At 44.1% G+C, this 23,136-nt stretch carries 25 protein-coding genes and 2 pseudogenes; 3 read left to right on the top strand and 24 right to left on the bottom strand.

Annotation, left to right across the window (positions count from 1 at the left end; genetic code table 11):
- Positions 1–18: 18 nt before the first annotated feature.
- Both K3F53_RS19475 and mobL (K3F53_RS15695) read right to left on the bottom strand, forming a co-directional pair.
- Complete coding sequence (locus tag K3F53_RS19475; RefSeq protein ID WP_246615648.1) at positions 19–420, bottom strand: DUF7695 domain-containing protein; 402 nt, start codon at positions 418–420, stop codon at positions 19–21.
- Positions 421–431: 11 nt separating this feature from the next.
- Positions 432–1,040: a relaxase MobL gene (gene mobL, locus K3F53_RS15695; RefSeq protein ID WP_220561057.1), complete on the bottom strand. Its 609-nt coding sequence runs from the start codon at positions 1,038–1,040 to the stop codon at positions 432–434.
- 62 nt (positions 1,041–1,102) lie between these two features.
- Here mobL (K3F53_RS15695) and K3F53_RS15700 point away from each other — a divergent pair, with 62 nt between their 5' ends.
- Positions 1,103–2,407 carry an IS110 family RNA-guided transposase gene (locus K3F53_RS15700; protein ID WP_220561059.1) on the top strand — a complete coding sequence of 435 codons (1,305 nt, stop codon included), beginning with the start codon at positions 1,103–1,105 and terminating at the stop codon, positions 2,405–2,407.
- A 446-nt stretch (positions 2,408–2,853) separates the two neighbouring features.
- Here the strand turns inward: K3F53_RS15700 and mobL (K3F53_RS15705) are convergent, their stop codons facing one another.
- The 8 genes and pseudogenes from mobL (K3F53_RS15705) to K3F53_RS15740 form a co-directional block, all read right to left on the bottom strand.
- Positions 2,854–3,246 (bottom strand): relaxase MobL, encoded by a 393-nt coding sequence (gene mobL / locus K3F53_RS15705; protein ID WP_322787669.1) that lies wholly within the window; start codon positions 3,244–3,246, stop codon positions 2,854–2,856.
- A gap of 90 nt (positions 3,247–3,336) precedes the next feature.
- Positions 3,337–3,636 (bottom strand): annotated as a pseudogene (locus K3F53_RS19480) (AAA family ATPase); the annotation flags it as partial.
- A gap of 70 nt (positions 3,637–3,706) precedes the next feature.
- Positions 3,707–5,107, bottom strand: a complete 1,401-nt coding sequence (sufB, locus tag K3F53_RS15715) for a Fe-S cluster assembly protein SufB (RefSeq protein ID WP_057897713.1) — start codon at positions 5,105–5,107, stop codon at positions 3,707–3,709.
- Between the two features lie 38 nt (positions 5,108–5,145).
- The gene (gene sufU, locus K3F53_RS15720) at positions 5,146–5,586 is read right to left on the bottom strand and encodes a Fe-S cluster assembly sulfur transfer protein SufU (protein ID WP_220559102.1); all 441 of its coding nucleotides are present in this window, start codon (positions 5,584–5,586) and stop codon (positions 5,146–5,148) included.
- Complete coding sequence (locus tag K3F53_RS15725; RefSeq protein WP_057897711.1) at positions 5,570–6,796, bottom strand: cysteine desulfurase; 1,227 nt, start codon at positions 6,794–6,796, stop codon at positions 5,570–5,572. Before K3F53_RS15725 ends, sufU begins: the two co-directional genes overlap by 17 nt.
- On the bottom strand, positions 6,793–8,082 hold the full coding sequence (gene sufD, locus K3F53_RS15730) for a Fe-S cluster assembly protein SufD (protein WP_057897710.1): 1,290 nt from the start codon (positions 8,080–8,082) through the stop codon (positions 6,793–6,795). Before sufD ends, K3F53_RS15725 begins: the two co-directional genes overlap by 4 nt.
- 19 nt (positions 8,083–8,101) lie before the next feature.
- Positions 8,102–8,890 carry a Fe-S cluster assembly ATPase SufC gene (gene sufC / locus K3F53_RS15735; protein ID WP_057897709.1) on the bottom strand — a complete coding sequence of 263 codons (789 nt, stop codon included), beginning with the start codon at positions 8,888–8,890 and terminating at the stop codon, positions 8,102–8,104.
- A 273-nt stretch (positions 8,891–9,163) separates the two neighbouring features.
- The gene (locus tag K3F53_RS15740) at positions 9,164–9,616 is read right to left on the bottom strand and encodes a hypothetical protein (RefSeq protein ID WP_057897708.1); all 453 of its coding nucleotides are present in this window, start codon (positions 9,614–9,616) and stop codon (positions 9,164–9,166) included.
- A 213-nt stretch (positions 9,617–9,829) separates the two neighbouring features.
- Between K3F53_RS15740 and K3F53_RS15745 the strand changes: the two genes are divergently transcribed.
- Complete coding sequence (locus K3F53_RS15745) at positions 9,830–10,108, top strand: hypothetical protein (RefSeq protein ID WP_139184975.1); 279 nt, start codon at positions 9,830–9,832, stop codon at positions 10,106–10,108.
- 80 nt (positions 10,109–10,188) lie between these two features.
- Here K3F53_RS15745 and K3F53_RS15750 read toward each other — a convergent pair whose 3' ends face one another.
- From K3F53_RS15750 to K3F53_RS15765, 4 genes are all read right to left on the bottom strand, one after another.
- The gene (locus K3F53_RS15750; protein WP_220559103.1) at positions 10,189–11,481 is read right to left on the bottom strand and encodes an anti-sigma factor domain-containing protein; all 1,293 of its coding nucleotides are present in this window, start codon (positions 11,479–11,481) and stop codon (positions 10,189–10,191) included.
- Entirely contained in the window at positions 11,405–12,274 is an 870-nt protein-coding gene (gene sigI, locus K3F53_RS15755; protein WP_057897706.1) for an RNA polymerase sigma-I factor, read from the bottom strand. Before sigI ends, K3F53_RS15750 begins: the two co-directional genes overlap by 77 nt.
- A 179-nt stretch (positions 12,275–12,453) precedes the next feature.
- Positions 12,454–12,879, bottom strand: coding sequence for a hypothetical protein (locus K3F53_RS15760; protein WP_057897705.1), 426 nt, complete (start codon positions 12,877–12,879; stop codon positions 12,454–12,456).
- Between the two features lie 387 nt (positions 12,880–13,266).
- Complete coding sequence (locus K3F53_RS15765; protein WP_057897704.1) at positions 13,267–13,509, bottom strand: DUF2553 family protein; 243 nt, start codon at positions 13,507–13,509, stop codon at positions 13,267–13,269.
- Positions 13,510–13,864: 355 nt separating this feature from the next.
- Between K3F53_RS15765 and K3F53_RS15770 the strand changes: the two are divergent.
- Positions 13,865–14,470: pseudogene (locus tag K3F53_RS15770) on the top strand (MBL fold metallo-hydrolase); the annotation flags it as partial.
- 208 nt (positions 14,471–14,678) lie between these two features.
- Here the strand turns inward: K3F53_RS15770 and gcvH are convergent.
- The 10 genes from gcvH to K3F53_RS15820 all read right to left on the bottom strand — a co-directional run bounded on the left by gcvH (position 14,679) and on the right by K3F53_RS15820 (position 23,128).
- Positions 14,679–15,059, bottom strand: coding sequence for a glycine cleavage system protein GcvH (gene gcvH / locus K3F53_RS15775; RefSeq protein ID WP_220559104.1), 381 nt, complete (start codon positions 15,057–15,059; stop codon positions 14,679–14,681).
- Between the two features lie 33 nt (positions 15,060–15,092).
- Positions 15,093–15,548, bottom strand: coding sequence for a redoxin domain-containing protein (locus tag K3F53_RS15780; protein ID WP_057897702.1), 456 nt, complete (start codon positions 15,546–15,548; stop codon positions 15,093–15,095).
- 140 nt (positions 15,549–15,688) lie between these two features.
- The gene (locus K3F53_RS15785) at positions 15,689–16,237 is read right to left on the bottom strand and encodes a peroxiredoxin (protein WP_057897701.1); all 549 of its coding nucleotides are present in this window, start codon (positions 16,235–16,237) and stop codon (positions 15,689–15,691) included.
- Between the two features lie 192 nt (positions 16,238–16,429).
- On the bottom strand, positions 16,430–17,623 hold the full coding sequence (locus K3F53_RS15790; RefSeq protein ID WP_057897700.1) for an LL-diaminopimelate aminotransferase: 1,194 nt from the start codon (positions 17,621–17,623) through the stop codon (positions 16,430–16,432).
- Between the two features lie 11 nt (positions 17,624–17,634).
- Positions 17,635–17,994 carry an arsenate reductase family protein gene (locus K3F53_RS15795; protein ID WP_057897699.1) on the bottom strand — a complete coding sequence of 120 codons (360 nt, stop codon included), beginning with the start codon at positions 17,992–17,994 and terminating at the stop codon, positions 17,635–17,637.
- A gap of 72 nt (positions 17,995–18,066) precedes the next feature.
- Positions 18,067–18,843 (bottom strand): ABC transporter ATP-binding protein, encoded by a 777-nt coding sequence (locus K3F53_RS15800; protein ID WP_220561063.1) that lies wholly within the window; start codon positions 18,841–18,843, stop codon positions 18,067–18,069.
- Between the two features lie 27 nt (positions 18,844–18,870).
- Positions 18,871–19,854, bottom strand: coding sequence for a FecCD family ABC transporter permease (locus K3F53_RS15805; protein ID WP_246615720.1), 984 nt, complete (start codon positions 19,852–19,854; stop codon positions 18,871–18,873).
- A gap of 90 nt (positions 19,855–19,944) precedes the next feature.
- On the bottom strand, positions 19,945–20,898 hold the full coding sequence (locus K3F53_RS15810; RefSeq protein ID WP_057897697.1) for an ABC transporter substrate-binding protein: 954 nt from the start codon (positions 20,896–20,898) through the stop codon (positions 19,945–19,947).
- A gap of 112 nt (positions 20,899–21,010) precedes the next feature.
- Positions 21,011–22,234 (bottom strand): sensor domain-containing diguanylate cyclase, encoded by a 1,224-nt coding sequence (locus K3F53_RS15815; RefSeq protein ID WP_220559105.1) that lies wholly within the window; start codon positions 22,232–22,234, stop codon positions 21,011–21,013.
- 102 nt (positions 22,235–22,336) lie between these two features.
- Complete coding sequence (locus K3F53_RS15820; protein ID WP_057897695.1) at positions 22,337–23,128, bottom strand: DUF2797 domain-containing protein; 792 nt, start codon at positions 23,126–23,128, stop codon at positions 22,337–22,339.
- Between the last annotated feature and the right edge of the window lie 8 nt (positions 23,129–23,136).

Here is a 23,136-nt window from a genome sequence, read left to right on the forward strand (position 1 = left end):
AAGAGAGCAAGGTATATTTTACTCGCTTTCTTGCTTGAGTTCTTTTTTCAACAAAACTAATTCTGATAAATGACCTTTTAACTTTTCTTCAAAAAAAATAGCTTTATACAAATCTCCGCCATTTTTGATTTTTGATATTCCTTCAATAACTTCTTCTATTACTTCCATAACACCTTGCAACTCAAATTCTCGTTCTGAATATACATCAAATACCGACAGACTTGTATCAATATAATCATCTATCGTTAAATTCTTTTCACCTTTACGATCTGCTCCCCAACCCATACGCTGATATTCCGTACCACCATCTACAAAAATTGCACCGCATTGACAACTTTTAAAATCATGCGTATATTTTGATGAAATCACATCGTCACATATTTTACAGCGAATTCGATTGACGATTACTTTAGCTACCATTTCTTTCCCTCCTACATCTCATGATTATATCCTTCTAACATTCTATCAAACTCTGCAATATGACGCTCATTTTGATAGTCATGATATGTCTTTCGCATTGTCTTGCTTAAAAGAAACATTGCTTGTCGTAGCTCACTCCCTTTTGTAAGTGGATTAAAATAATAATAATACTTTCCATTTCTGATTCCACTTGTTCTTTTTTTAGGACGCTCCACTTCTTTTTGATACTCTCTCATTTGTGTAAGCACTGCATTTCCCATACGCTCATAAAGTTCATCCAGCTTATTTTCTTTATAGGAAGAATCACTACCTTCGCCGTATAAACGCTTATTTACTGCTACTTGTTCGTCTAATAACGTTTCTAGTTCCTCCATCTCTTCCGCATGATATGTTTCCAAATACAGTGTAGAGAGTTGGTCAATATAAGGACGTGCCTTATTGACGGACTGGTAGCCATAAAACCATTCTTTCCTATCATTTGGCAATTTATCTATCGCTTTTAAAAATAAGTCTTGCATTTGTTTATGTTGACGTAAATCAAACACTTTTAATTCCTTTGCATTATCACGAATTAGTCCGTCAATCTTTTTAAAAGAAGCATTCCTGTAATGAATGAAAATGCGCTTGGATAAAAAAAGTACCTCCTGTTAACATACAGAGTGTCACCGGCCGTGACCTCGAAATAGCAGAGGAGGTACTCAATTATAGCCAAAACCAACGCATTTCTCAAATTACAGAATCGACCTTGATTGTAGGCGTAGATATCGCGAAGCACAAACACGTAGCACGCGCACAAAATGACCGTGGGCTTATGTACGGGAAAGCTTTTTCCTTTTTAAGCACGCGCCAGGGATTTGAAGCATTTTGTCACTGGATGAAAAGCTTGATGACAGAACACGAAAAAACAGAGGTCATTGTGGGAATGGAGCCAACGGGACATTATTGGATGACCTTAGCGGCTTTCTTACGAAGCCGCAGGATTCCGGTTGTGGTCGTCAATCCGATGCATGTGAAAAAGTCAAAAGAGCTGGATGATAATTCACCGACCAAGAACGATCCAAAAGATGCACGCGTGATTGCACAGCTCGTCAAAGATGGACGGTACTCTGCACCTTATTTCCCGACCGGTGTCTATGCCGAGCTACGGGAAGCTGTCAAAATACGAGACCACCTCTCAAACGAGCTTCAACGTATTCAAGCCAAGGTGCATAACTGGCTGGATCGCTATTTTCCAGAATTCTTAACGGTGTTTACAAGCTGGGAAGGCAAAGCGGCATTGGAGACGCTCAAACGTTTTCCACTGCCTCAAGATATCATCCAGATAGGCACATCCGGCATTTTGACCACATGGCAGGAAAGCATCGCAAGAGGCTTACGCCCGAGACGAGCCCACGAGCTTGTAGAACAGGCGAGACATTCTGTTGGCCTGCGTGAAGGCACAAAGATGGCAAGGCTCGAACTGCGAACATTGCTTACAACCTACGAAGTAACGCAACAACAGCTTGAACAAGTGATGAAGGAAATCGAAGATTTACTAAACGACATTCCCGGTGTACAGCACATTCTTACGATTCCGGGTATGGGAATCGCCACGGTTGCCGGCTTTTTCGCAGAGGTTGGCGACTTGTCCAGATACCAGCACCCTCGTCAACTTCAAAAGCTGGCTGGTCTGAACCTTAAAGAAAACCGCTCAGGAAAGCACCGAGGGAAAACCCGAATTACCAAACGAGGACGACCACAGCTTCGCGCACTTCTCTACAAAGTGATCCGACCCTTGGTCGCCAAAAACCAGGCATTCAAGGCGCTGCATGTGTATGATACGACCCGACAGCAGAATCCGCTCCGCAAGCAGCAGTCGTTGATTGCCCTGTGCTGTCGTCTGCTTCGGATTATGTTTGTGCTGGCACGTAAAGAAGTCGATTTTGACATGAACAAGATAATGAAAGCTACGCCTTTATGTAGTCAGATCTTGCCTCTCACTGCATAAATCTTTTAGTTGTTTCTTTTTGGCATACGTTCTTATTCAATACCTTGATTAAAAACGAAGCACGGAGAAGCCGGAATGATTTTTACCATGCGGGCACTGACCCTGAAAAGGAGCATCTCTGGCCTCCACCTCATGGACAGGTTGAACGAAGGAAAGTATGGACAGCAGATCCTGAGAGACATGGGAGGGTACACCACCATGAGTCTTGTGGAGATCCAATGTGCAACCATATTTTTCAAAAAGGCGATAGATCTCTGATAGGCTACGTCCTCCACTTCCAACATTTTTAAAAGTTTCAAATGTCTAACTGAGACTTCGTTTATAAAAATCAAGATATCATGAGAATACGTGAGTATTCGTAAGAAAAACTTTAATTCATAGAGGGAGGTGTACGATCTAAAATTTGATTCGCAACAGTTGAACGCATCGCTTTTAAACTGCTTTTTTTACGCTTTCCACGATATTGTAAAAGATGCAGTCCACACTGGAGAACGCATCTCCTCTTTTTCAATCATTGCAGCCATCGCTTTACGTACCACATCTTTCATTTTCACTTCATTTAACCAATGCGTTTTTGAATCATATAGCCCTTGTTCTTCTAACCAATCATTGTCAAAGCTAACTACATCTTGCCACATTGGAGAACCTTTTTGTTCGGCTTCACTATACAACTTCGCAATCTCTTTCTTACGATCCGTTGAAATATAATCATTGAATTCATCGAAAAGTTGTCCGTTCTTCTCTTCATCTCCCATGTAGTCCATGTAACGAAAATATACTCCTTCTTTTTTATTTTCCATTGATGATTTCTCTTTTATTTTTGCATCTTCACTGTTAATGACATACTATATTGTCCATAACTTGACGGCGTTTGTTGTCCGAGCTTTGACGGAAATCTTGTCCAAATCTTATTTGAAAGAAAGGGAGAATCATGACAATTCTCCCTCAACCACCCGTTTGACCATATGGTCATCTATGATGCGATGCCCGTTCTGTACTCCATAAAGTAAACAGTGCGTGCACAGCTTGTTAATCAGCCTTGCGGCTCCTCCAGAAAAACGATGTATTTCATCGATCGCTCCATCAGAGAATATTTGCTGACTAACTCCGGCATATTGAAGATGCTTTGTTACATACTCGCCTACCTGCACACGATCAAAGTGGCCCAGCCTGCATTGGATATCGATCCTCTGCCGAATTGCGGTAAAAGACTGTAAACGAAGGCGATCCACAAATCGACGAATCGTGGTTGTTTTGCCTGTACCACAATCACCTGTTAATACCGCAAACAAATAATGGTTACCCGATACTACCTTCCATTTCAAACTGGATAAGACGGTTCATTTCTACCGCATATTCCATCGGCAGCTCTTTTGTGAACGGTTCAATGAAGCCCATGATGATCATCTGGGTTGCTTCGTCTTCTTTCAAACCACGGCTCATCAGATAGAAGAGTTGCTCTTCGCTCACTTTGGAAACGGTCGCTTCATGCTCTAACGTAATATTATTATTTAAAATTTCGTTGTACGGAATCGTATCAGAAGTGGAAAGTTTATCGAGAATGATCGTGTCACACTTTACGTTTGATTTAGAACCTTCGGATTTGCGTCCAAAGCTTGCAAGACCACGGTATGTGACTTTACCTCCCTGCTTGCTGATACTCTTCGATACAATTGTCGAACTGCACTCTGGCGCCAAGTGAATCATCTTTGCGCCTGCATCCTGATGCTGCCCTTTACCCGCTACCGCAATAGAAATCACAACGCCTTTGGCACGCGGCCCTTTCATCACAACAGCCGGGTATTTCATTGTCAGCTTGCTTCCAATATTGCCATCAATCCACTCCATTGTTGCATCTTCTTCCGCAACCGCGCGCTTCGTAACGAGATTGTATACGTTATTGGACCAGTTCTGAATCGTTGTATAACGGCAACGTGCACCTTTCTTAACAATGATTTCAACGACTGCGCTATGCAACGAGTCGGTGCTGTAAATCGGTGCCGTACAGCCTTCCACATAGTGAACAAAGCTACCTTCATCCGCAATAATTAACGTACGCTCAAACTGACCCATGTTTTCGGAGTTAATGCGGAAGTACGCTTGCAGCGGTGTTTCACATTTTACGCCTTTTGGAACATAAATGAAGCTTCCGCCTGACCATACCGCGCTGTTCAGTGCCGCAAATTTATTGTCCGTCGGTGGAATCACCGTGCTAAAGTATTCTTTGACAATTTCCGGATATTCCCGCACAGCTGTATCCATATCACAGAAAATAACACCCATTTCTTCGAGCTCTTTCTGCATATTATGGTATACCACTTCAGATTCGTATTGTGCGGATACGCCAGCCAAAAATTTCTGTTCAGCTTCCGGGATACCAAGGCGATCGAATGTATTCTTGATTTCTTCCGGCACTTCGCTCCAGTCACGCCCTTTTTTCTCGGACGGCTTGACGTAATAGGTGATACTGTTAAAGTCGAGTTCCGTCAAATCTCCGCCCCACATCGGCATCGGCATACTTTCGAAGATTTCCAGAGCTTTCAAACGGAAATCCAGCATCCATTTCTCTTCACCTTTAATACGAGAAATCTCCTCAACGATTTCTCTTGTCAAACCTTTTTTTGCACGGAAAACTGAAATATCTTTATCATGAAACCCATATTTATATTCTGAGGACAGCTCAGGTGCTTTTTTACTCATTTCCATCTCCTCCTTGCTAAGACGTGTTACGCCTGCTTTTAATTTGGTTGCTCACGGAGTCCTTTTTCCATCGCTTTCCATGCAAGAGTCGCACACTTAATACGGGCTGGAAACTTGCTTACGCCTTGCAACGCTTCAATATCGCCTAAATCCGCGTCTTCGATCTCTTCTTCTGTAGCCTCACCTTTCATCATACGGAAGAAAAGGTCGGCCATTTTTAACGCTTCTTCGACTGTCAAACCTTTGATGGCTTCCGTCATCATCGAAGCGGAAGACATACTAATCGAACAACCTTCCCCGGTAAACCGGGCGTCAGTCACTTTTCCATCTTCTATTTTCATCTGCAATTGAATGCGGTCGCCGCAGGTCGGATTGTTCATATTAACCGTCAATGCACCATCTTCAAACTCACCACGGTTACGCGGTTTTTGGTAATGATCCATGATGACTCTACGGTACAAATCATCCAGAGAAGACATTGCCGAAATACTCCTTTGTTTTAATAAGTCCTTGTACCAATGCGTCTATATCCTCTTCCGTGTTGTAAAGGTAAAAGCTAGCACGCGCCGTGGACGAAACATTCAACCATTTCATAAGCGGCTGACAGCAATGGTGCCCCGCGCGAATCGCGATACCTTCCGCATCCAATACAGTAGCGATATCGTGCGGATGAGCCTCTTCCATCGTAAACGTAACAAGGCCGCTCCGCTGTTTCGGACCATAAATCTTCAACCCTTTAATTTCGCTTAACCGCTCCATCGCATAGTCCACCAGTTTTTTCTCGTGCTCACGAATTTCGTCTATTCCAATCGACTCAATGAAGTCAATCGCCGCGCCAAGACCAATGGCGCCTGCAATAATCGGTGTGCCGCCTTCGAATTTCCAAGGAAGTTCTTTCCATGTAGAATCATATAATTCTACAAAGTCGATCATTTCGCCGCCGTATTCTATCGGCTCCATTTTTTCTAAGAGATAACGCTTACCGTACAGAACACCAATGCCTGTCGCACCCGCCATCTTATGACCGGAGAAAGCAAAGAAGTCACAATCCAAATCCTGTACGTCAACTTTCAAGTGTGGTGCCGCCTGTGCGCCGTCTACTACCATAACCCCGCCGTAACGATGCACGATTTTAGCGACTTCTTTTATTGGATTAATAGAACCAAGCACATTGGACACATATCCCATCGCTACAAGCTTCGTCTTTGGCGTAATCGTTTGTTCTGCGGCCTCCACGGTAATGGAGCCATCTTCCGCCAATGGAATAAACTTCAAGGTCGCACCGGTCTTCTTAGCTATTTGCTGCCACGGGATAAAATTACTGTGATGCTCTGCTTGCGTAATCACAATTTCATCGCCTTCACCGATAAAATTGCGGGCGTATCCCTGAGCAACAAAGTTTAAAGATGTGGTGGTGCCGCGTGTGAAAATAACTTCTGCTGTTTCTTTAGCATTAATAAATTTGCGTACTTTCTCGCGCGCTCCTTCGTATTTGTCCGTTGCAAGCGTTCCGAGGGTATGAACGCCGCGGTGAACGTTGGAGTTGTATTCGCGGTAATAGCGGTCAATCGCCTCAATAACTTGAATTGGCTTCTGTGAAGTCGCTGCACTATCAAGGTACACAAGTCGATGGCCGTTTACCTTTTGGTTGAGGATTGGAAAGAGCTTGCGAATTTCTTTCGCGTTCATGATGACAGCTTCCCTTCAATCATTGCACTTAAGCGTTTTTGCATACCCTCGATTGGCAAATGATCCAGTACCGGAGCTAGGAACCCGTTAATAATTAAGCGTTCTGCTTCCTGGCGCTTCACCCCGCGCGACATCATATAATATACCTGAAGCGGGCTTACCGGCCCAACAGATGCAGCGTGTCCCGCCATGACATCATCTTCATCGATCAACAAAATCGGATTTGCGTCTCCGCGCGCACGTTCACCGACCATCAGGATATTTTCCGCCTGTTCACCGTTTGCCTTCTGTGCGCCTTTCTTTATTTCCGTAATGCCGTTGAAAATCGCTGTCGCTTCATCCAACATAACTCCACGCGCAAGAATATTGCTTTCCGTATGAGTACCGACATGCACTACGCGGGATACAAAGTTTTCTTTCTGACCGCCGCTCGCCATCGCCACGGATTTTATGTCTGTAGAAGAACCGTTGCCTTTCAAAATCGTTGTCGTGTTGGCCACGGTATTTCCGTGATTCATATCTCCCAGCAACCATTCGATCCGCGCATCGTTCGCCGTAATTCCGCGGCGGTGTGTATAATCTGTTACCTGCTCTGCCAAAGAACGCAGAGAAGCATACTGTACTTTTGCGCCACCTTCCGCGAAGATTTCCACCATGCCATTGACAACAACCGGGCGGGTATAGTTTGCCCCTATTACGTTTTCAACAACCGTAACCTTGCTATTTACGTCAGCCACGATCAATGTATGTGGTAAAAGGGCTACATCTTCATCCGTACCCCACACAATAAGCTGTAGCGGTTCGTTAACTTCCACATTTTTCGGCACGTATACAAAAAATCCGCCACCCCACAGCGCCTGATGCAGCGCGGTTACTTTGTGCCTCTCAATGCCGCTCTGGAATAAGTATTTTTTCACGAGCTCACCATGTTGACGAGCAGCTTGCTCCAGTGGCATGAACAACACGCCCTGCTCTTTTAACGCAGCGCTCAGCTCCACATATACGACGCTGGAGTGCTTCTGCACCATGACATTCCCGTTGTCTGGCGCCAGTGCGTCTTTTGCTTCCTGCGGCAATTCATCTAGCGAAGCAAGTGCCGCTTCTTCTTTATAAGGAACGAACTCATCCATATTCCATTTGTCAATTTTCGTTTTCTCTAGCTTGGGCAGAGGCAATTGCTGATAACCATTAATCCCTTCCTGGCGAAGCCGCGTCAGCCATTCTGGCTCGCCCTGAAAACGAGCAATCGCTTCCTGGTCGAATCGCACATTCGTTTGTACGCTCATTACTATGCTTCCTCCTAACCTACGCTTCTGCGCCTACTGTTTCGTCCTTAATGCCAAGCTCCTCTTTAATCCAATCATATCCTTTTTCTTCAAGCTTGAGAGCCAATTCCGGTCCACCGGACTTCACAATCCGTCCCTGCATCATTACGTGAACGAAATCCGGTTTAATGTAATTCAGCAAACGCTGGTAGTGCGTAATCATCAATACGCCCATTTCCGATCCACGCAGTTCATTCACACCGCGAGCAACAATTTTCAGCGCGTCAATATCAAGGCCGGAGTCGATTTCGTCAAGAATAGCAATGCTCGGCTTCAGCATCATCATCTGAAGGATCTCGTTACGCTTCTTCTCACCGCCAGAAAAGCCTTCATTTACATAACGATGGGAGAAGGACTGATCCATCTCTAAAATTTCCATTTGCTTTTCCATTTGACGAATGAATTTAATGAGCGAAATTTCTTTACCTTCTTCCTGGCGCGCATTTAAAGCGCTACGCAAGAAGTCAGCGTTTGTTACACCGCTGATTTCACTCGGATACTGCATCGCGAGGAACAGCCCTTTACGTGCACGCTCATCAACCTCCATCTCCAGCACGTCTTCGCCATTCAATGTAATGGAACCACCAGTAACTTCGTACTTGGGATGTCCCATAATCGCGGAAGCTAGCGTCGATTTACCCGTACCGTTCGGGCCCATAATCGCGTGCACTTCACCGCCCTTAATTTCCAGGTTTAAGCCCTTTAGAATCTGTTTATCTTCGATTGCAACAGATAGATCTTTTATTTGCAAATGCGGTGTTCCTGCCATGAATTTTTCCCTCCAATTAGCTCTTATCGACTTCAAACATGACGTAAAATAGTCGCGTATAATAAACGATTTGTCTTCAATCTTCTTATATAATATAGTATATCATAGTTGGAAATCAAGGAAAGACCTATATGCATACTTTTTAAACAAATTTGTTTAAAAAGTACCTTTATCTCTATTCCATTAGAGTATCCAATTTCCAAAGAATTTATTGGAAAAAAGAAAGCAACCCCACGATTTGCTGTATCGTTCTTTTTTCATTTTTTACAATTCTCAGGAGAAAAGGCCGGCTTTCCTAGCGCGTGAGGCAATAAATTCCGCTTTACGCGCGAATTGAAGTAACGGTTTTTCTCCAGCTCCTTTTATCGTTACATAAGCAGACTGCCCATTTCCCTCTTTTACCTGAATGGACACACTATGACGCTGATAATGCACCTTGATAATATCGCCTGCATGAATGCTAACAAACGGAAATCCTTGCGAAGCAAACCCTATAAAAATGCTTTTGCTGTACACAATGATATCCATTTCTGTGGCGTGCACGTTATCATTATGGATAACTTCCTTTACTTTTCCTCGCCAGATAGGTACATCAAAATATTCCGGACCAATGACAGCCAGATCACTTTTATTTTCCTTTTTGCCTATTAGCGCATAAAACGCTAGGATAAACAGCAAAAAAGAAATTGACATCGCGGCGCTAATATAGAATAGAATCTCTTTCATACCCATTTCTTCCCTTCATAAAAGAACCTAAGAGCCTTCGCCTACAAGTGATATATTTCCAATCTTATCACTTTTCTTGCTTTCCACCATACGCGAACATGATTTTGAAACTTTCCTTTTGCTCCCTATAGCCATCTCCTGAAAATCCAGTGTTATTCATCAAAATTTTTTGTATAATATTAGTAACTAAAATCGTGAAAACGGGGTGATATAATGGAGTTTTTCTGCCCTCCATGTCGGAAAGTTATCGATGATTCCCATCCCCTTTGCGATCAGGCACAAGCATGGTTTTACGAAGCGAGCGGCAAAAGATTGTGGCGCATTCGCCGGTTAAATGAATACGCGTATCAGTACGTGACAGATGAAGAATATAGTCGTCTATGCGCCGAGAGGCCAATCATTCTTTCTGAGGCACGAAGTTGGGAGGACTTTGATTGCAGTTCTTATACGGGAATCGATTCACGCGGCGAACGTACCTCTATTTTTGATTGAATGACTAAAATGCATAGCGTTAAAAAAGAACCGGTGCCATGCGACACCGGTTCTTTGCCCAAATTTTTTGTTGTTTAACGCTAATCATTTTCCTCCGCTTTTTTTCCGGACGACGGCTTCTTATTTTCTTCCGATTCGTTAATTGGAGGACGCGAAAAGTTTTGCTTGTTCTTTTGCTTTTCGCGTTCTTCTTTATATTTTTCGTTTCGTTCTTTTTCTTCCTCTTTAATTGCGCGTCCTCCCTGCTGATATTGCTGTTGTAGTTGACCGTATTCAGAATAGTAGCGTTCATCTTCTTTCGTCCGATTTGCTTCTCTTTTCGTTTGCTGTTCGGCTTTCCGCTTCGTTTCGGCCGCAATGATTTTTGGCACGCCTTTTGTCTTATCCCTTTTTTCTTCTTCAGTCAATATATGCTGGCGTTTTCCAGCAGACGATTCTTCTTCCCGCTGAACGACTGTCGTCTCATGTTTTTTCTTTTCTTCTTTGGTGGCGTTAGCTTTATGGTTCGTCGCCATCCGTTGTTTTACATTTGAAGCAACGGGTTTGGTTACTTGAGCTGGTCGCCGCGCTTCCGGTTTTGCCGCCATTTTTTCCTTCGAATACTGAATGATGTTTGGAATATTTTCAAAGCCTCCGATAGCGGAAGATACTTCGCTAATGCTCAACGTCTGAATTTCCTTTTCACTAATCTTTTTATTTACTCGCTTCATGGAATCATAGAGCGTGTATTTTCCCGGGGAAATACCCAGCTTTTGCGCCTGCTTGCGCATTTCTTTCGTACTTTCCATTAAAGTGATGGTAAGCTCTCCCGCGCTGTTGCTGACAAGATGCGGTATTTCTTTTTTCATAAGCTGCAATAATTCCCGCGAAGCCTCCGGATTTTTCAACCCTACAGGTACAATAAGCACATCGTGGTTATTTTTTAAAAACCCGTGTACGCGCGCGTCCGTGAGAATATCTTTCGTTACTTCCAATAAAGGACGCTTTTCCCATTTAATATTCTTCAATATGCTTTCCGCATCCTGATTAAGTGCTGTAACGCTCGTTACTACATAGTTTTTATCAATTTCAAGTTCAAAGCTTGGATTAATATCAATGGAAACGGCCGCGTAAGCAGAAGCAAAAACCATATTCCATAACGGCAGTGCAGTAATGAATAAAAGCAAACAAGCCGCCGCTACATATGTCCAGCCCTTCCAGCTGCGCTTGGCCCGTTGCGATGCTTTTTCTGCTTTGACCGTGCGTGTAAATTCCACCTCATCCCCTTCTGTAAGAGGTTTGTCCACAGGAGGGATTTTACAAAACTCCCCGTCGGACGTCATGACAATAAGATACTGATTCTGTATCTCCAGTACGATGCCCTTCCTTTTCACGCGCAAGCTTCTCCTTTCCCTCTGTATCATCCACCTGAATGTAGGAGCGCAAATATTGATAGTTCTCAATAAAAATGAGTGTAATCGCCACAATATAATTTCGATTTCTTTCTACCGTCTTGCGTGAGAAAGAAATAAACTGCAGAAGATATTTGACAGGAATTTTCTTTTTCTCCAAAAATGCTTCGCGCAGCTTCTTGTTATCCGCGATCATCCGGGCGATGTGAATCATATTTTTTCGGGCATCTGCATGCCTTGGAGTGTATTCAGGAAGCTCTTCCAGCTCAATGTCGAATTCACGCAAACGTTCGCGATAATGCAAAATTTCTTCTCGCCGCATCTCCGCGTCCTGCTTTGCTTGATGCTGTTCAATCGCCGCCTGCACATCCCAGACATTATACTCGGGTGATTCGGGGTCTGCTGTCTCATCTAACGAAACAAATAAAGCCCGTTGCTTGTTTTTACGAATAAAATCTATGACACGCCTGCGTATCACAAGATCAGCAAACGAGAGAAAGCTGCTTCCTTTATCGCTTGAATACTGTGATATCGCTTCGTTAAACGCTTCAAGTCCAACGCTGAATTCTTCATCATGGGTTTGGTGAATATATCGCTTGCACACTTTTGATACCGTCGTTCCGATAAAAGGACGGTACTGCTGAAGCAATTCATTGCGCAACGCATCTTCGCCCTGGTGTATTCTTTCAATCATTTGATGAAGGTGTTCAGTCTCTTGCACCTGCAACAACTTTTCTCTTCGGCGCCACTTTCCTAGGAAAAGTGTAAGTAACAAAGACATTCACCTCGCTTCATATGTATTCGCGCCTTCTTGCTATTTTCAGGGGGGACGCACCCGTATTTATAAACTTATGACATATATAAACAAAAGAAAAGCCGCCTGTTTCTCTATTACAGCAGAGATTCTCCGGCGACCGAACATAAAATACTCTTTTTTTCAATCTCTAGCTTGAGCTAAGGCAGCGTTTTGTTGCTTTGTGCTTCCCAACGGATCAGGCGTTTGCTTAGTTTATTTAAACGACGCTTCAATTCATTGCTCCATTCTTCATCATCCAATTGTTTGGCAACAGACATCAAATCAAGCGCATTATCAATCTGACTGCGAAGAATATAAGAGATGTTGCCGTCGTCGATCGAAACGCAATTCTCAAAAATTCTCTCTACATGCTCTCCGGTCACATATTCGCGAAAGTCGACTTCGGGAGCTAAATCGGCCTGGGCGTATTCAGACAATATATCATACTCTTCCTCGATCTCAGGGTGAACATCAATACGATTGCATACAGGGCAGTACAAAATCGGGACGTTATGAATTTGCGTCTTAACATGACGCAAACTACCAAGTGCTCCAATCATACTGGCTCCACAACAAAAGCTCATCCGGACTCCTCCTTTATCATCTATAGCAGCTACGCAACAACGTACAACTTCTATTGTAATGGTGTATATTTTGTTTTCCCATGCGTAAAATAATGGAACTTCCCTGAAAAAACTGCCTGCATTGCAATGGCTGAATTTTCTCACCTTTTTTCTATTATTCTACCACAAAACCCTCTAACCTTACATGAGAAAAACTTGTAGGCGTTATCGATCCTTCTCTCTCTCCCCATGCCACATGCTCTACATGAGACGGGCAACGTTTGGCACACGCCTTGCCAGTGTTTCCTCGTTTACAAATGAAAAGATTCCTCATAAAAAGTAGATATGTCTGAAAGACTATAAAAAAAGGGGAGCGGAAATTTCCGCTCCGAGCTTAAACGCTTTCGCTTAACACCATCCCATGTCACAATTATCAACATAGCTGGAAGGATGGACAGTGTCCGCCGAGTCAATGCGAAAAATTCTTTGCTGCTCTACCATGTATCCGGCATTCATCGTACAGGAGGCCGCGTCAAACGGAATGTGTCCGATTTCTCGGCCATTCAGTGTCAGGACAATGCAATCCTCCGTCACTTCGCCACGCACTTGCTTCGTAACATCAATACGATTTACATCTGGCTGCTGTGACATCACAATCCCTCCCGATTTACACAAGGATACTTATAGTATGCCTAAGGAAGATATTTTTTACTCGTTTCTCAAACATAAGAAAAACTTGTGGGCGTTAACCGCTCGTTCTCCGTTCCATACGCTCCACAAGTTTTCGCAATGAATGGTTTGCTTTTTCAAAGCCCTCTAATTTTATACAAAAACATCCTTCTTCTTGTGCTCCTTTTGTACAGTGACAATGTCGTTTAAAAATTGAACGATTCAAGTTATATATCCCTCTAGTTTCCATTTCATGTATAATAAACAGGAAATTTCGATATTCGTTTATTTAAAATTCGGACAGTGTAGTCAAACGAACTGAAGTAAAAGTAGCATGAATGAATTAACCTTAGTTGATACAGGCTATACCAATTTTTTGCCTTTAATTGAAAAGGAGATTTTAAAAATTGGATATGACATGAAGAATTTAAAGAATATCATTATTACACACTGTGATGATGATCACATCGGTTCTTTATACGATTTCAAGGAAAAATATCCTTCAGTTACTATTATAGCTAGTGAAGTGGAAGCGAAATTCATTAGTGGTGAAGCGAAATCTGAGAGATTAGTTCAAGCTGAGGAAATGCTAAATAATATGCCTGAGGAAGAAAAAGAGTTTGGAAATTGGTTTATACAGCAATTAAAAATTTTAAGACATGTTTCAGTTGATGAAACAGTCCATGATGGCCAATGGATTTTACATAATAAATGCAAAATTGTTGCAACACCAGGGCATACATCAGGCCATATTTCATTATATTTTCCTGAATTAAGCAGTGTCATTACAGGAGATGCAGCAGTTAGAGAGGGGAATGAATTAGTGATAGCGAATCCACATTTTTGTTTAGATATTGAGAAAGCAAATCAGTCTTTGAATCGTTTAAAAAACCTTAAGGCTAAAGATTATTATTGCTATCATGGTGGAAAATTAACATTATAATTGGGAAGCTATTATTCATTTTTCCACTTTCAAACTTAAACAACTTTATTCGTTCATTTTTGAAGCAATCATTCTTCCAAAACTTCACTTTTAAATAACTTTAAAAGCCTTCCGAACATTTGATGCTGGAAGGCTCCTGTATTTTAAAGATGAAGATGAAATGACTGTATTGTTTCTTTACACCTTTGACTTTCGACTCGGCAATTCTTTATTCCTTCACCATTTCTTCATAAGCCGCCGCATCCATCAGCTTATTCAACTCGCTTGTATTGGACATCTCAACAACAATCATCCACGCTTTTTCATACGGTGATTCATTCACGAGTTCCGGAGAATCTTCCAGTTCACCATTCACTTCTACCACTTTTCCGCTTACTGGCGCATACAGTTCAGATACAGTTTTTACGGACTCTACGCTGCCGAACGGCTCATCCTGTTTCACTTCATCGCCTACAGACGGAAGTTCGACAAACACGATATCTCCCAGTTCGGATTGCGCAAAATCAGTAATTCCTACGTACGCCTTATTTCCCTCGACGCGTACCCATTCATGCTCTTCGCTATACTTTAAATTCATCGGCAAATTCATCTCGATCGAATCCTCCCTGTTATTCTTTCCGGACTATTTCTCCGTTTCTTCTGGAGTGAGCACACGGTCCAAGCGCTTTTCAAGCATTTTTAGCCCTTTTTCGCCCGCCTGATAATGGCGCAACTTCAAATCTGCATCAAACAAATAGTACGCCGGCACATACTGATTTTTGTAGGCGTCAACCAGCTTATAGCTGTTATCAATCGCGACAGGATGTGTTAGCTGGTACTTCTTAATCGCTTCCTTCACAGGCTCAATTTCCATATCCTTTTCCGAACGTGGCATGTGGATACTAACGACGCGCAAGCCCTGTTCTGCGTAGCGATCACGCCATTCGTTCAATTGTGGTAATGCTTCCTTGCATGTATGGCAGCTAATCGACCAATAATGAACAAGCACTGGCGCTCCTTTCAGGTCTTCCTTTTTCACTTCGCCATTAACCCATTCGGTAATCCCTTCAAATTCAGGCATTTCCTCACGCAGTTTCATGCAACGCGCCTCCTTAATATAATAATTTCTTCCACTTCTACCCCCCGTCCGGTCAATATGCGCGAAACGGAGAAAATTGTAAAAAAAGGACCTAACACTTTTGCAAAAGTTAGGTCCTTTTCCGTACAAGCGAACAACGATTACTTCGCTTCCAAGTGAGCTTGACCCGGACGCCAGTTTGCAGGGCACAAACCACCAGATTGGAAAGCTTGCAGCACGCGGAGTGTTTCGTCTACGCTGCGTCCAACATCCAAGTTATGAATTGCGGAATACATCAATGTGCCTTCCGGATCGATGATGAATAGACCGCGCAACGCAACACCCTTCTCTTCAATAAGCACACCATAGTCACGGGATACTTTATGAGTAATATCGGAAGCGATCGGGAAGTTCAGTTTGCCCAGACCGTTTTCTTCACGCGGCGTGTTAATCCATGCACGGTGAGAGAACTTGCTGTCTGTGCTGACTGCCAGCAGTTCCGTATCCAGTTCTTTGAATTGCTCATATGCGTCGCTCATTGCAGTGATTTCCGTCGGGCATACAAAAGTAAAGTCCAGCGGATAGAAGAACATTACCAGCCATTTGCCTTTGTAGTCAGACAGCTTTGCAGTCCCGAAGTTCTCACCGTCACCCAGAGCTGTTTCCATTTCAAAATCTGGAGCTGGTAAACCTACTAAGCGTTCTGCCATATGTAACTACCTCCTAATATTTATTCTAATCCGGGCAAGCCCGGAATAGTAAATGTTACCTTATCTCTTTACATAATAGCAAGCCAAATGATAATAGTCAATACAAGATTGTAATTATTCTAATTAAGATAGTTCAACTTTTTTCAAAATGAGCCTTATGATGGTCAGCACACATCATATAACATACACCGTTTAGGAAGAAAGTATTCCTGATTTCTTAATACGCAGAATCACTTCCTTTAAAACGTCAACAGGTTTTACCAGCGCAATGCGAACATACCCTTCCCCTTCAGCACCGAACGCATTGCCAGGAATCACCACGACCCCCGCCTTTTCCAACAAGGCAAAAGCAAACGTCTCGGAAGTCCATCCGTCAGGAACACGCGCCCAGACAAACATGGTCGCCTGCGGCTTCGGTATTGTCCATCCGTTGTCCCGAAGTCCGTCCAGCAGCACATCACGCCGTTTCTTATAAATGGCAGCATTGTAGTTTTTTCCTGGATTTGCAATATCGTACTCCATCGCCGCTACTGCCGCTTCCTGTACGGCGAGAAACACCCCATAATCAATATTGGACTTAATGATGGCAAGCGGGCGAATAATATCCCTGTTACCTACAAGATAACCAACACGGCAACCAGCCATATTAAAGCTTTTGGACAGGGAGTTAAATTCGACTCCCACCTCTTTCGCTCCCGGCGTCATTAGGAAGCTCGGTGGACGGTATCCGTCAAACGCAAGCTCCGAATACGCCAAATCGTGCGCAACGATTAACTGGTTTTCCTTAGCAAACGAAACGACTTCTGCAAAAAATCCATCTTTTGCGATAGCGGTCACCGGATTGTTCGGATAATTGAGCACCATCAGTTTAGCGCGCTTTTTCACATCATCCGGAATTTTCGAAAAATCAGGTAGAAAATCGTTCTCTTCACGCAATGGCATCGGATAAATCTCGCCGCCCGCAAGCGCTACACTTGCAAAATAAATCGGATAGCCTGGGTCCGGAACCAATACGATATCTCCTGGGTCGACCCATGCCTGAGCCAAATGAGCCAGCCCATCCTGTGAGCCCATAAGCGATAGCACTTCATGTTCAGGGTCCAATTCTACGCTGAAACGATGCTGATACCAACGCACAACCGTTTTCCGAAATGCAGGTGAGCCCTCCGAAGTCGGATAACCATAATTCCCCACATTCTGTACCGCGTGGGTTAACGCTTCGATAACAAAGGGAGGTGGCGGCTGATCGGGACTGCCAATACCAAGGTCAATAACCCGAACACCGCGCGCCTCTACCTCTTTTTTGCGCCGGTTCATTTCCGTGAAGATAGCCGACGTCAGCCCCTGAAGACGGCGCGAAGGCCGAATAGTAAGCAACCTTTCCATACGCGCCTCCCTTATTTCCACGCTTGCTCCATTTCGTCTTCTTTAAATCCGACCGTCACTTTACCATTTCCAATGATAAGCGGACGCTTGATAAGCTTCCCATCAGAGGCGAGCAAATCCAGCATTTCTTCTTCTGACATATCCTTTAATCGGTCTTTTAGGCCCCGTTCACGATAAGATTGCCCGCTTGTATTAAAGAATTTCCTGAGATCGAGTCCGCTCTGCTGCCAATATGTACGAAGCTGCTCCTTGGTCGGTGGCTCATCCACAATCGGAATTTCGCGGTATGTGATCCCGTTTTCGTCCATCCATTTTTTCGCTTTACGGCATGTGCCACATTTATTATATAAGTAAGCTGTAACTTCCGTCATCCTGATCCTCCTTTTTCTATAGCATAGCATAAGAAAAACCATGTGCGGAAGGTGCTAGAAACAAATTGCAGGTCAACTGGATCTTTCCAGCAAAATCTGAGGAAGGTGCAAATTCGGGTGAGTAATAACCAATGGTTTCACGCCATATACACCTGCCAGCAAATTGGCTTCTATTATCTCTTCCACACCGCCATATTGCGTAATTTTTCCGTTCTCCATAAGCAGCAGGCAGTCACAGTACTGGGCGGCCAAATTTAAATCGTGCAGCACAAGCACCGCGGTGCCTCCCGTTTCTTGCCGCCATTCGCGTACCACATCCAAAATTCCAATCTGATAGCCAATATCAAGATACGTCGTCGGCTCATCCAAAAGCAAAACTTCTGGCTCTTGCGCCAGCGCGCAGGCAATAGCGGCGCGCTGGCGTTCTCCGCCGCTCAACTTTTCAAGCGGCTGATCAGCCAGCCCCGTAAGTCCTGTTCGCATGAGCGCACGCTGTATAGCTTCCGCATCTCGTGCTACATTGCTCCGGAACAAGCGATGATACGGGTATCTTCCCATCGCGACCGCTTCCCTGACGGTAATCGGCAGCGGGGCAAATCCTTCCTGGCTTACGACCGCCATTTTGCGTGCCAGCATCTTAGGAGAGTAGGCGGAGATCTCCCTGCCATCCACTGTTACCATTCCTGAAGAGGGGACAAGCAGGCGCGATATTACTTTTATCAACGTCGATTTGCCCGAGCCGTTCGGCCCGATAATGCCCAATATTTTACCTTTCTCAACACAGAAATGAATATCGTGCAAAATTTCGTGCTGTCCGATCCGCAGGCTTATATCGCACACTTCGATCATGTTCACCTATGCTTGCCTCCTTGTGCTTCATTCATGATACCACAAACCACGCCGTCGCTTACGCAACAAATACCCGAAGAAAGGCGCGCCCAAAAATGCGGTAATAACACCGATCGGAAGCTCTTGCGGCTCCATAATCGTCCGCGCCGCCGTATCGGCAATCGTTAATAAAATCGCGCCCGCAATCGCTGATACCGGCAAAAGCACCCGATGATCCGAACCAACGAGCGATCGCATAATGTGCGGCACTACCAATCCAACAAAACCAATAACGCCGGAAACCGCTACCGCCGCTCCTGCGGTAAGGGAGGCCGCAAGCAATACGATAAGACGTGTTCGCTCTACATTCATCCCCAAATGGTGCGCTTTTTGTTCACCGAGCGTCAGTAAATTCAACTCTCTCGCAAAAAGGAAAATTACGAGCGCCCCGCCTAGGACATACGGAACAATCACCATGCCAGAAGACCAATCGCTTAATGTCAAGCTTCCCATTAACCAGTACAAAATTGTTTGCATCTTTTCTCCAGACATCGACATAACTAGAGATAGACCTGCGCCAAGAAACGCCTGCACCACCACGCCCGCTAGCAGAAGTGTTTCCGGTTGGACTTTTCCACCGATATAAGCAAGACGATACACTACCAACAATGTACCCACACCGCAAATAAAGGCAATAAGCGGCAGTGTCCACCGGCCGGCAAACAAAAGCTCCTGCCCGAATAAAATAAAAGAAGCTGCTCCGAGCGAAGCGCCGGAAGACACTCCCAGCACATAAGGATCGGCAAGCGGATTGCGCAAAACACCTTGGTAAGCAACACCGGATACTGCAAGCGCCGCCCCGACCAAAACGCCCACCAAAATGCGGGGCATCCGAATATTCCATACGATAATCTCCGCCGAATTTGACCACTCTTTTGTAAATTCCGGCATAAACGGTACGTGCGAAAGAATAATTTTCCAAACCGTGCTGAAAGATAATCTAGCGCTGCCTAGCGAAACGCTGGCCACCATCACAACAAGAAGCACAAGAAGAAGGGGAAGCAGCCACAATCCTAGCTTCTTCCCCCAGCCCAATTGACCTTCTTTCAATTGCATCATTCCTTATTTATGAAATAGTTCCGGGTGCAAATATTGCGCAATCTCTTTTAGCCCTTGCGTAATACGTGGTGCCGGTCGATTTACTACGTCCGAATCAAGCGAATACACCTGGCCGTTTCGTACCGCTTTTACTTGCTGCCATTTCGGCCGTTGCTTGATTTTAACGGACGCGTCCTTGTTATAGTAACCGTATGTGTTTAGAATTACATCCGGGTTACGCTGTAGCACTTTCTCCTCCGATAGTTGCTTCCAGCCATCCAAATCAGCCGCAATATTGTTGCCCCCGGCCATCGTCACCATATCGTGCATAAATGTGCCTTTTCCTGCCGTAAATAAAGAAGGATCAACCTCAATCCAGACATTCGGGCGCTTGTCTACGGGAATGTTTTTTACTTTTTCCTGAACTTCCCGCACATCATCTTTCATGCGCTTAATGACCTCAGCTGCTTTCACCTCATTGCCGGTGACTTTTCCTATCATTTCAATGGAATCATAAATCTCGTCAAATGTTTTCGCCCCCATTACTACGACTGGAAGACCGGTTTTGCGAAGCGCCTCAATCGCTTCCCCATTTCCTGTATCTGCCAGGATAAGATCTGGCTCCAGCGATACGACTTTCTCAATGTTGACTTTCAGGTCTCCAACTTTTTCTTTTGTCTTTACTTCTTCCGGATAATTATCATAATTAGATACACCTACCACTTTATCGCCCGCGCCTACGGCATAAGCGATTTCGGTAGCGCTCGGCATAACGGACACAATCCGTTCCGGTTTCTTTTCTAGTTTGACTTCCGTCCCTGTTTTGTCTGTAATACTCAGTGGAAACGCTCCCGCCTGCGCTTGCTGTTTCTTCTGTCCGGCAGAATCATTGCCTGAACTGTCGGACGCATTGTTACCACATGCGGCCAGCACAACCAGCAACATAATAGCTATCATGATCGATACACATTTTTTCATCTGCTTCTCCGCACCCCTTTCTGTACATCTATCCCTATTTATTTGTTCCTTACCATAGGTGATTATAGGCGGTTGTATCCCTTTTTACAAGGTGGTCGATATTCTCTCCGGATTACCGCTCATATAGCGTAACCGCATTTCGCAGCTTCTTGGATACATATAATGCCTGATCGGCGTGTTTCTTCAATTCTTCCGCATTTTTGGCAGACACAGGGTATGTATCAATACCAATACTAAGCGAAGCAGGTATCTTCATCTTGTTAATAACAGGAGGATACAGCCGTAAATGCTGCTGCATGGCCTTCGCTTTTTTCCGCGCTGTTTCTCCGTCTGCGCCTAACGCCAGCACAATAAATTCATCTCCTGCATACCGATATGCTTCTTCGCGTGGACCAAGACAATAGTTGATGGATTCAGCTACACGATGCAACAGCAAATCCCCAGCATGGTGACCGTACGTATCATTTATTTCTTTCAAATTATCTGAATCAATCATTAGCAGGGAAAGCGGCTCACCGCGCAGATTCGCCTGACGAATTTTATCATGCAAATCAACCTGAAACGCGCGACGGTTTTTTAAGCCGGTAAGTTCATCCTTAATAGCAAGCTCCATCATTCGTTCATATAATTCTGTATTTTCAATCGCACTGGCCACCTGTGTACCAATAATACGCAAAAGCTCCTCATGTTCTTTTTTATAAGCGAACTCGCGATAGCTTTGCGCCGTAATGACCCCTTTCATCTTTCCTCGCAAAACCATCGGCACAAAAATGAGGGTTTTTGTATCCTGAGCGGGATTTCCCCAACAAATTTCCTCCTTTCTCTCCTGTTTTGCCCCTGCATGAATATGAATAGAACGGCCCGTTTTCAGCACTTCGGAAACAATCCCCTGACCGAACGGAATCGTCCAACTTTCATAGCGAATACCGTTATCGATAGCAAACGGAATGTAAATATTTTCTTCCCCCTTGCGGTAAAAAGCGATGAAGAATGCGTCCACATCCATTACGCGAGATACCAGCTCAAACGCTTTTTGATAAATTCTCTCTTTGTCAAACATCTGGGTAAATGTCTGTTGCAAATCATGTAGAATTTTTAGATGCTCTGACATCCAGCTTAAATTTTCAAGCTTTCCCTGTACCCTGGCCAACCGCTCAATCATCCTGTAGTGTAACTCTTTCACCTCTTCCGGCACATTCGCGTCTTCAACCTTTCCCTTCATTCTAGAAAAATCTGCATGAGTCACTGTTTCTTCCTGCAACCATTGTAAAAGTTCGGCGTAATCATCAAGCATCCGCACATGAAACAAAAGCGCACGCTGCTTTTCTTCTTCCATGGTTCTCTCCCCACTATCTCCTAGATTAAGCATGCTAGACAAACAAAGAAAGAAGCAGACGGCTTTTCTATCTGCCTCCTGCTCCTCCTTCTTATCTCAAGACTATCCGCTTATTTCCACCTGATATCCATAGTATTTACGTATATTTAACACACCATTCTCAAAAAGCAAATACTGTCCTTTCATTCCAATTAGCCGATCTTCGATTACAGGTTGCTTGTCTAGGTTATATGGTTTTACCTTCTGGACCTGTTCCAAAATTGGATATATAAAGTTCATCCATTCATCTTCTTCAATCATGTACTGTTTGTACTCTTCCGGAAAATATTCATATATTTTCTCGCGCAACCCAATCAGATCAACCGGCTCCACTTCACCTTTCAGCATTTTGCGCCAATCGGTTTTATCTGCCAGATACTGTGTAAGATATGCTTCCAATTCGCCTGCGATTTTCCGCGTAGGCACCTCAGCGATTGCGATCGCCTGCACCGCTCCCTGATCTACCCAACGTTTCTTTTCATTATTTTTTCTGGTCAATCCTACTTTAACGCCGCTGCTCACAGCCAGATAGACGTAATGGGGAACCATGCAGTGCGCCACTCCCCACTCAGAATCTCGGCACGTTCCCAAGTGGTAATGGCACTCATGCGGTTTTACGATACACAAATCATTTTCCGGCAACTTGACAAAGCAGGGATAGCAATATCCGTTATTGTACGTCTTCTTTATGCTTCGTCCGCAATGTACACACTTTATATTGTCCAGAAACTCAACACGGATGCTTCTGCCGATCCATCCGTTCATCAGCACTTTCGCTTCATTAAGCTTCAATATATACTGTACTGGATTTTCATATTTGTGAACAAATCCTTGCAAAAAACCTGTATGTTTCACAATATTTG

Origin of the sequence: Aneurinibacillus thermoaerophilus, assembly GCF_019603355.1 — a bacterium.
Lineage (GTDB): Bacteria > Bacillota > Bacilli > Aneurinibacillales > Aneurinibacillaceae > Aneurinibacillus > Aneurinibacillus thermoaerophilus.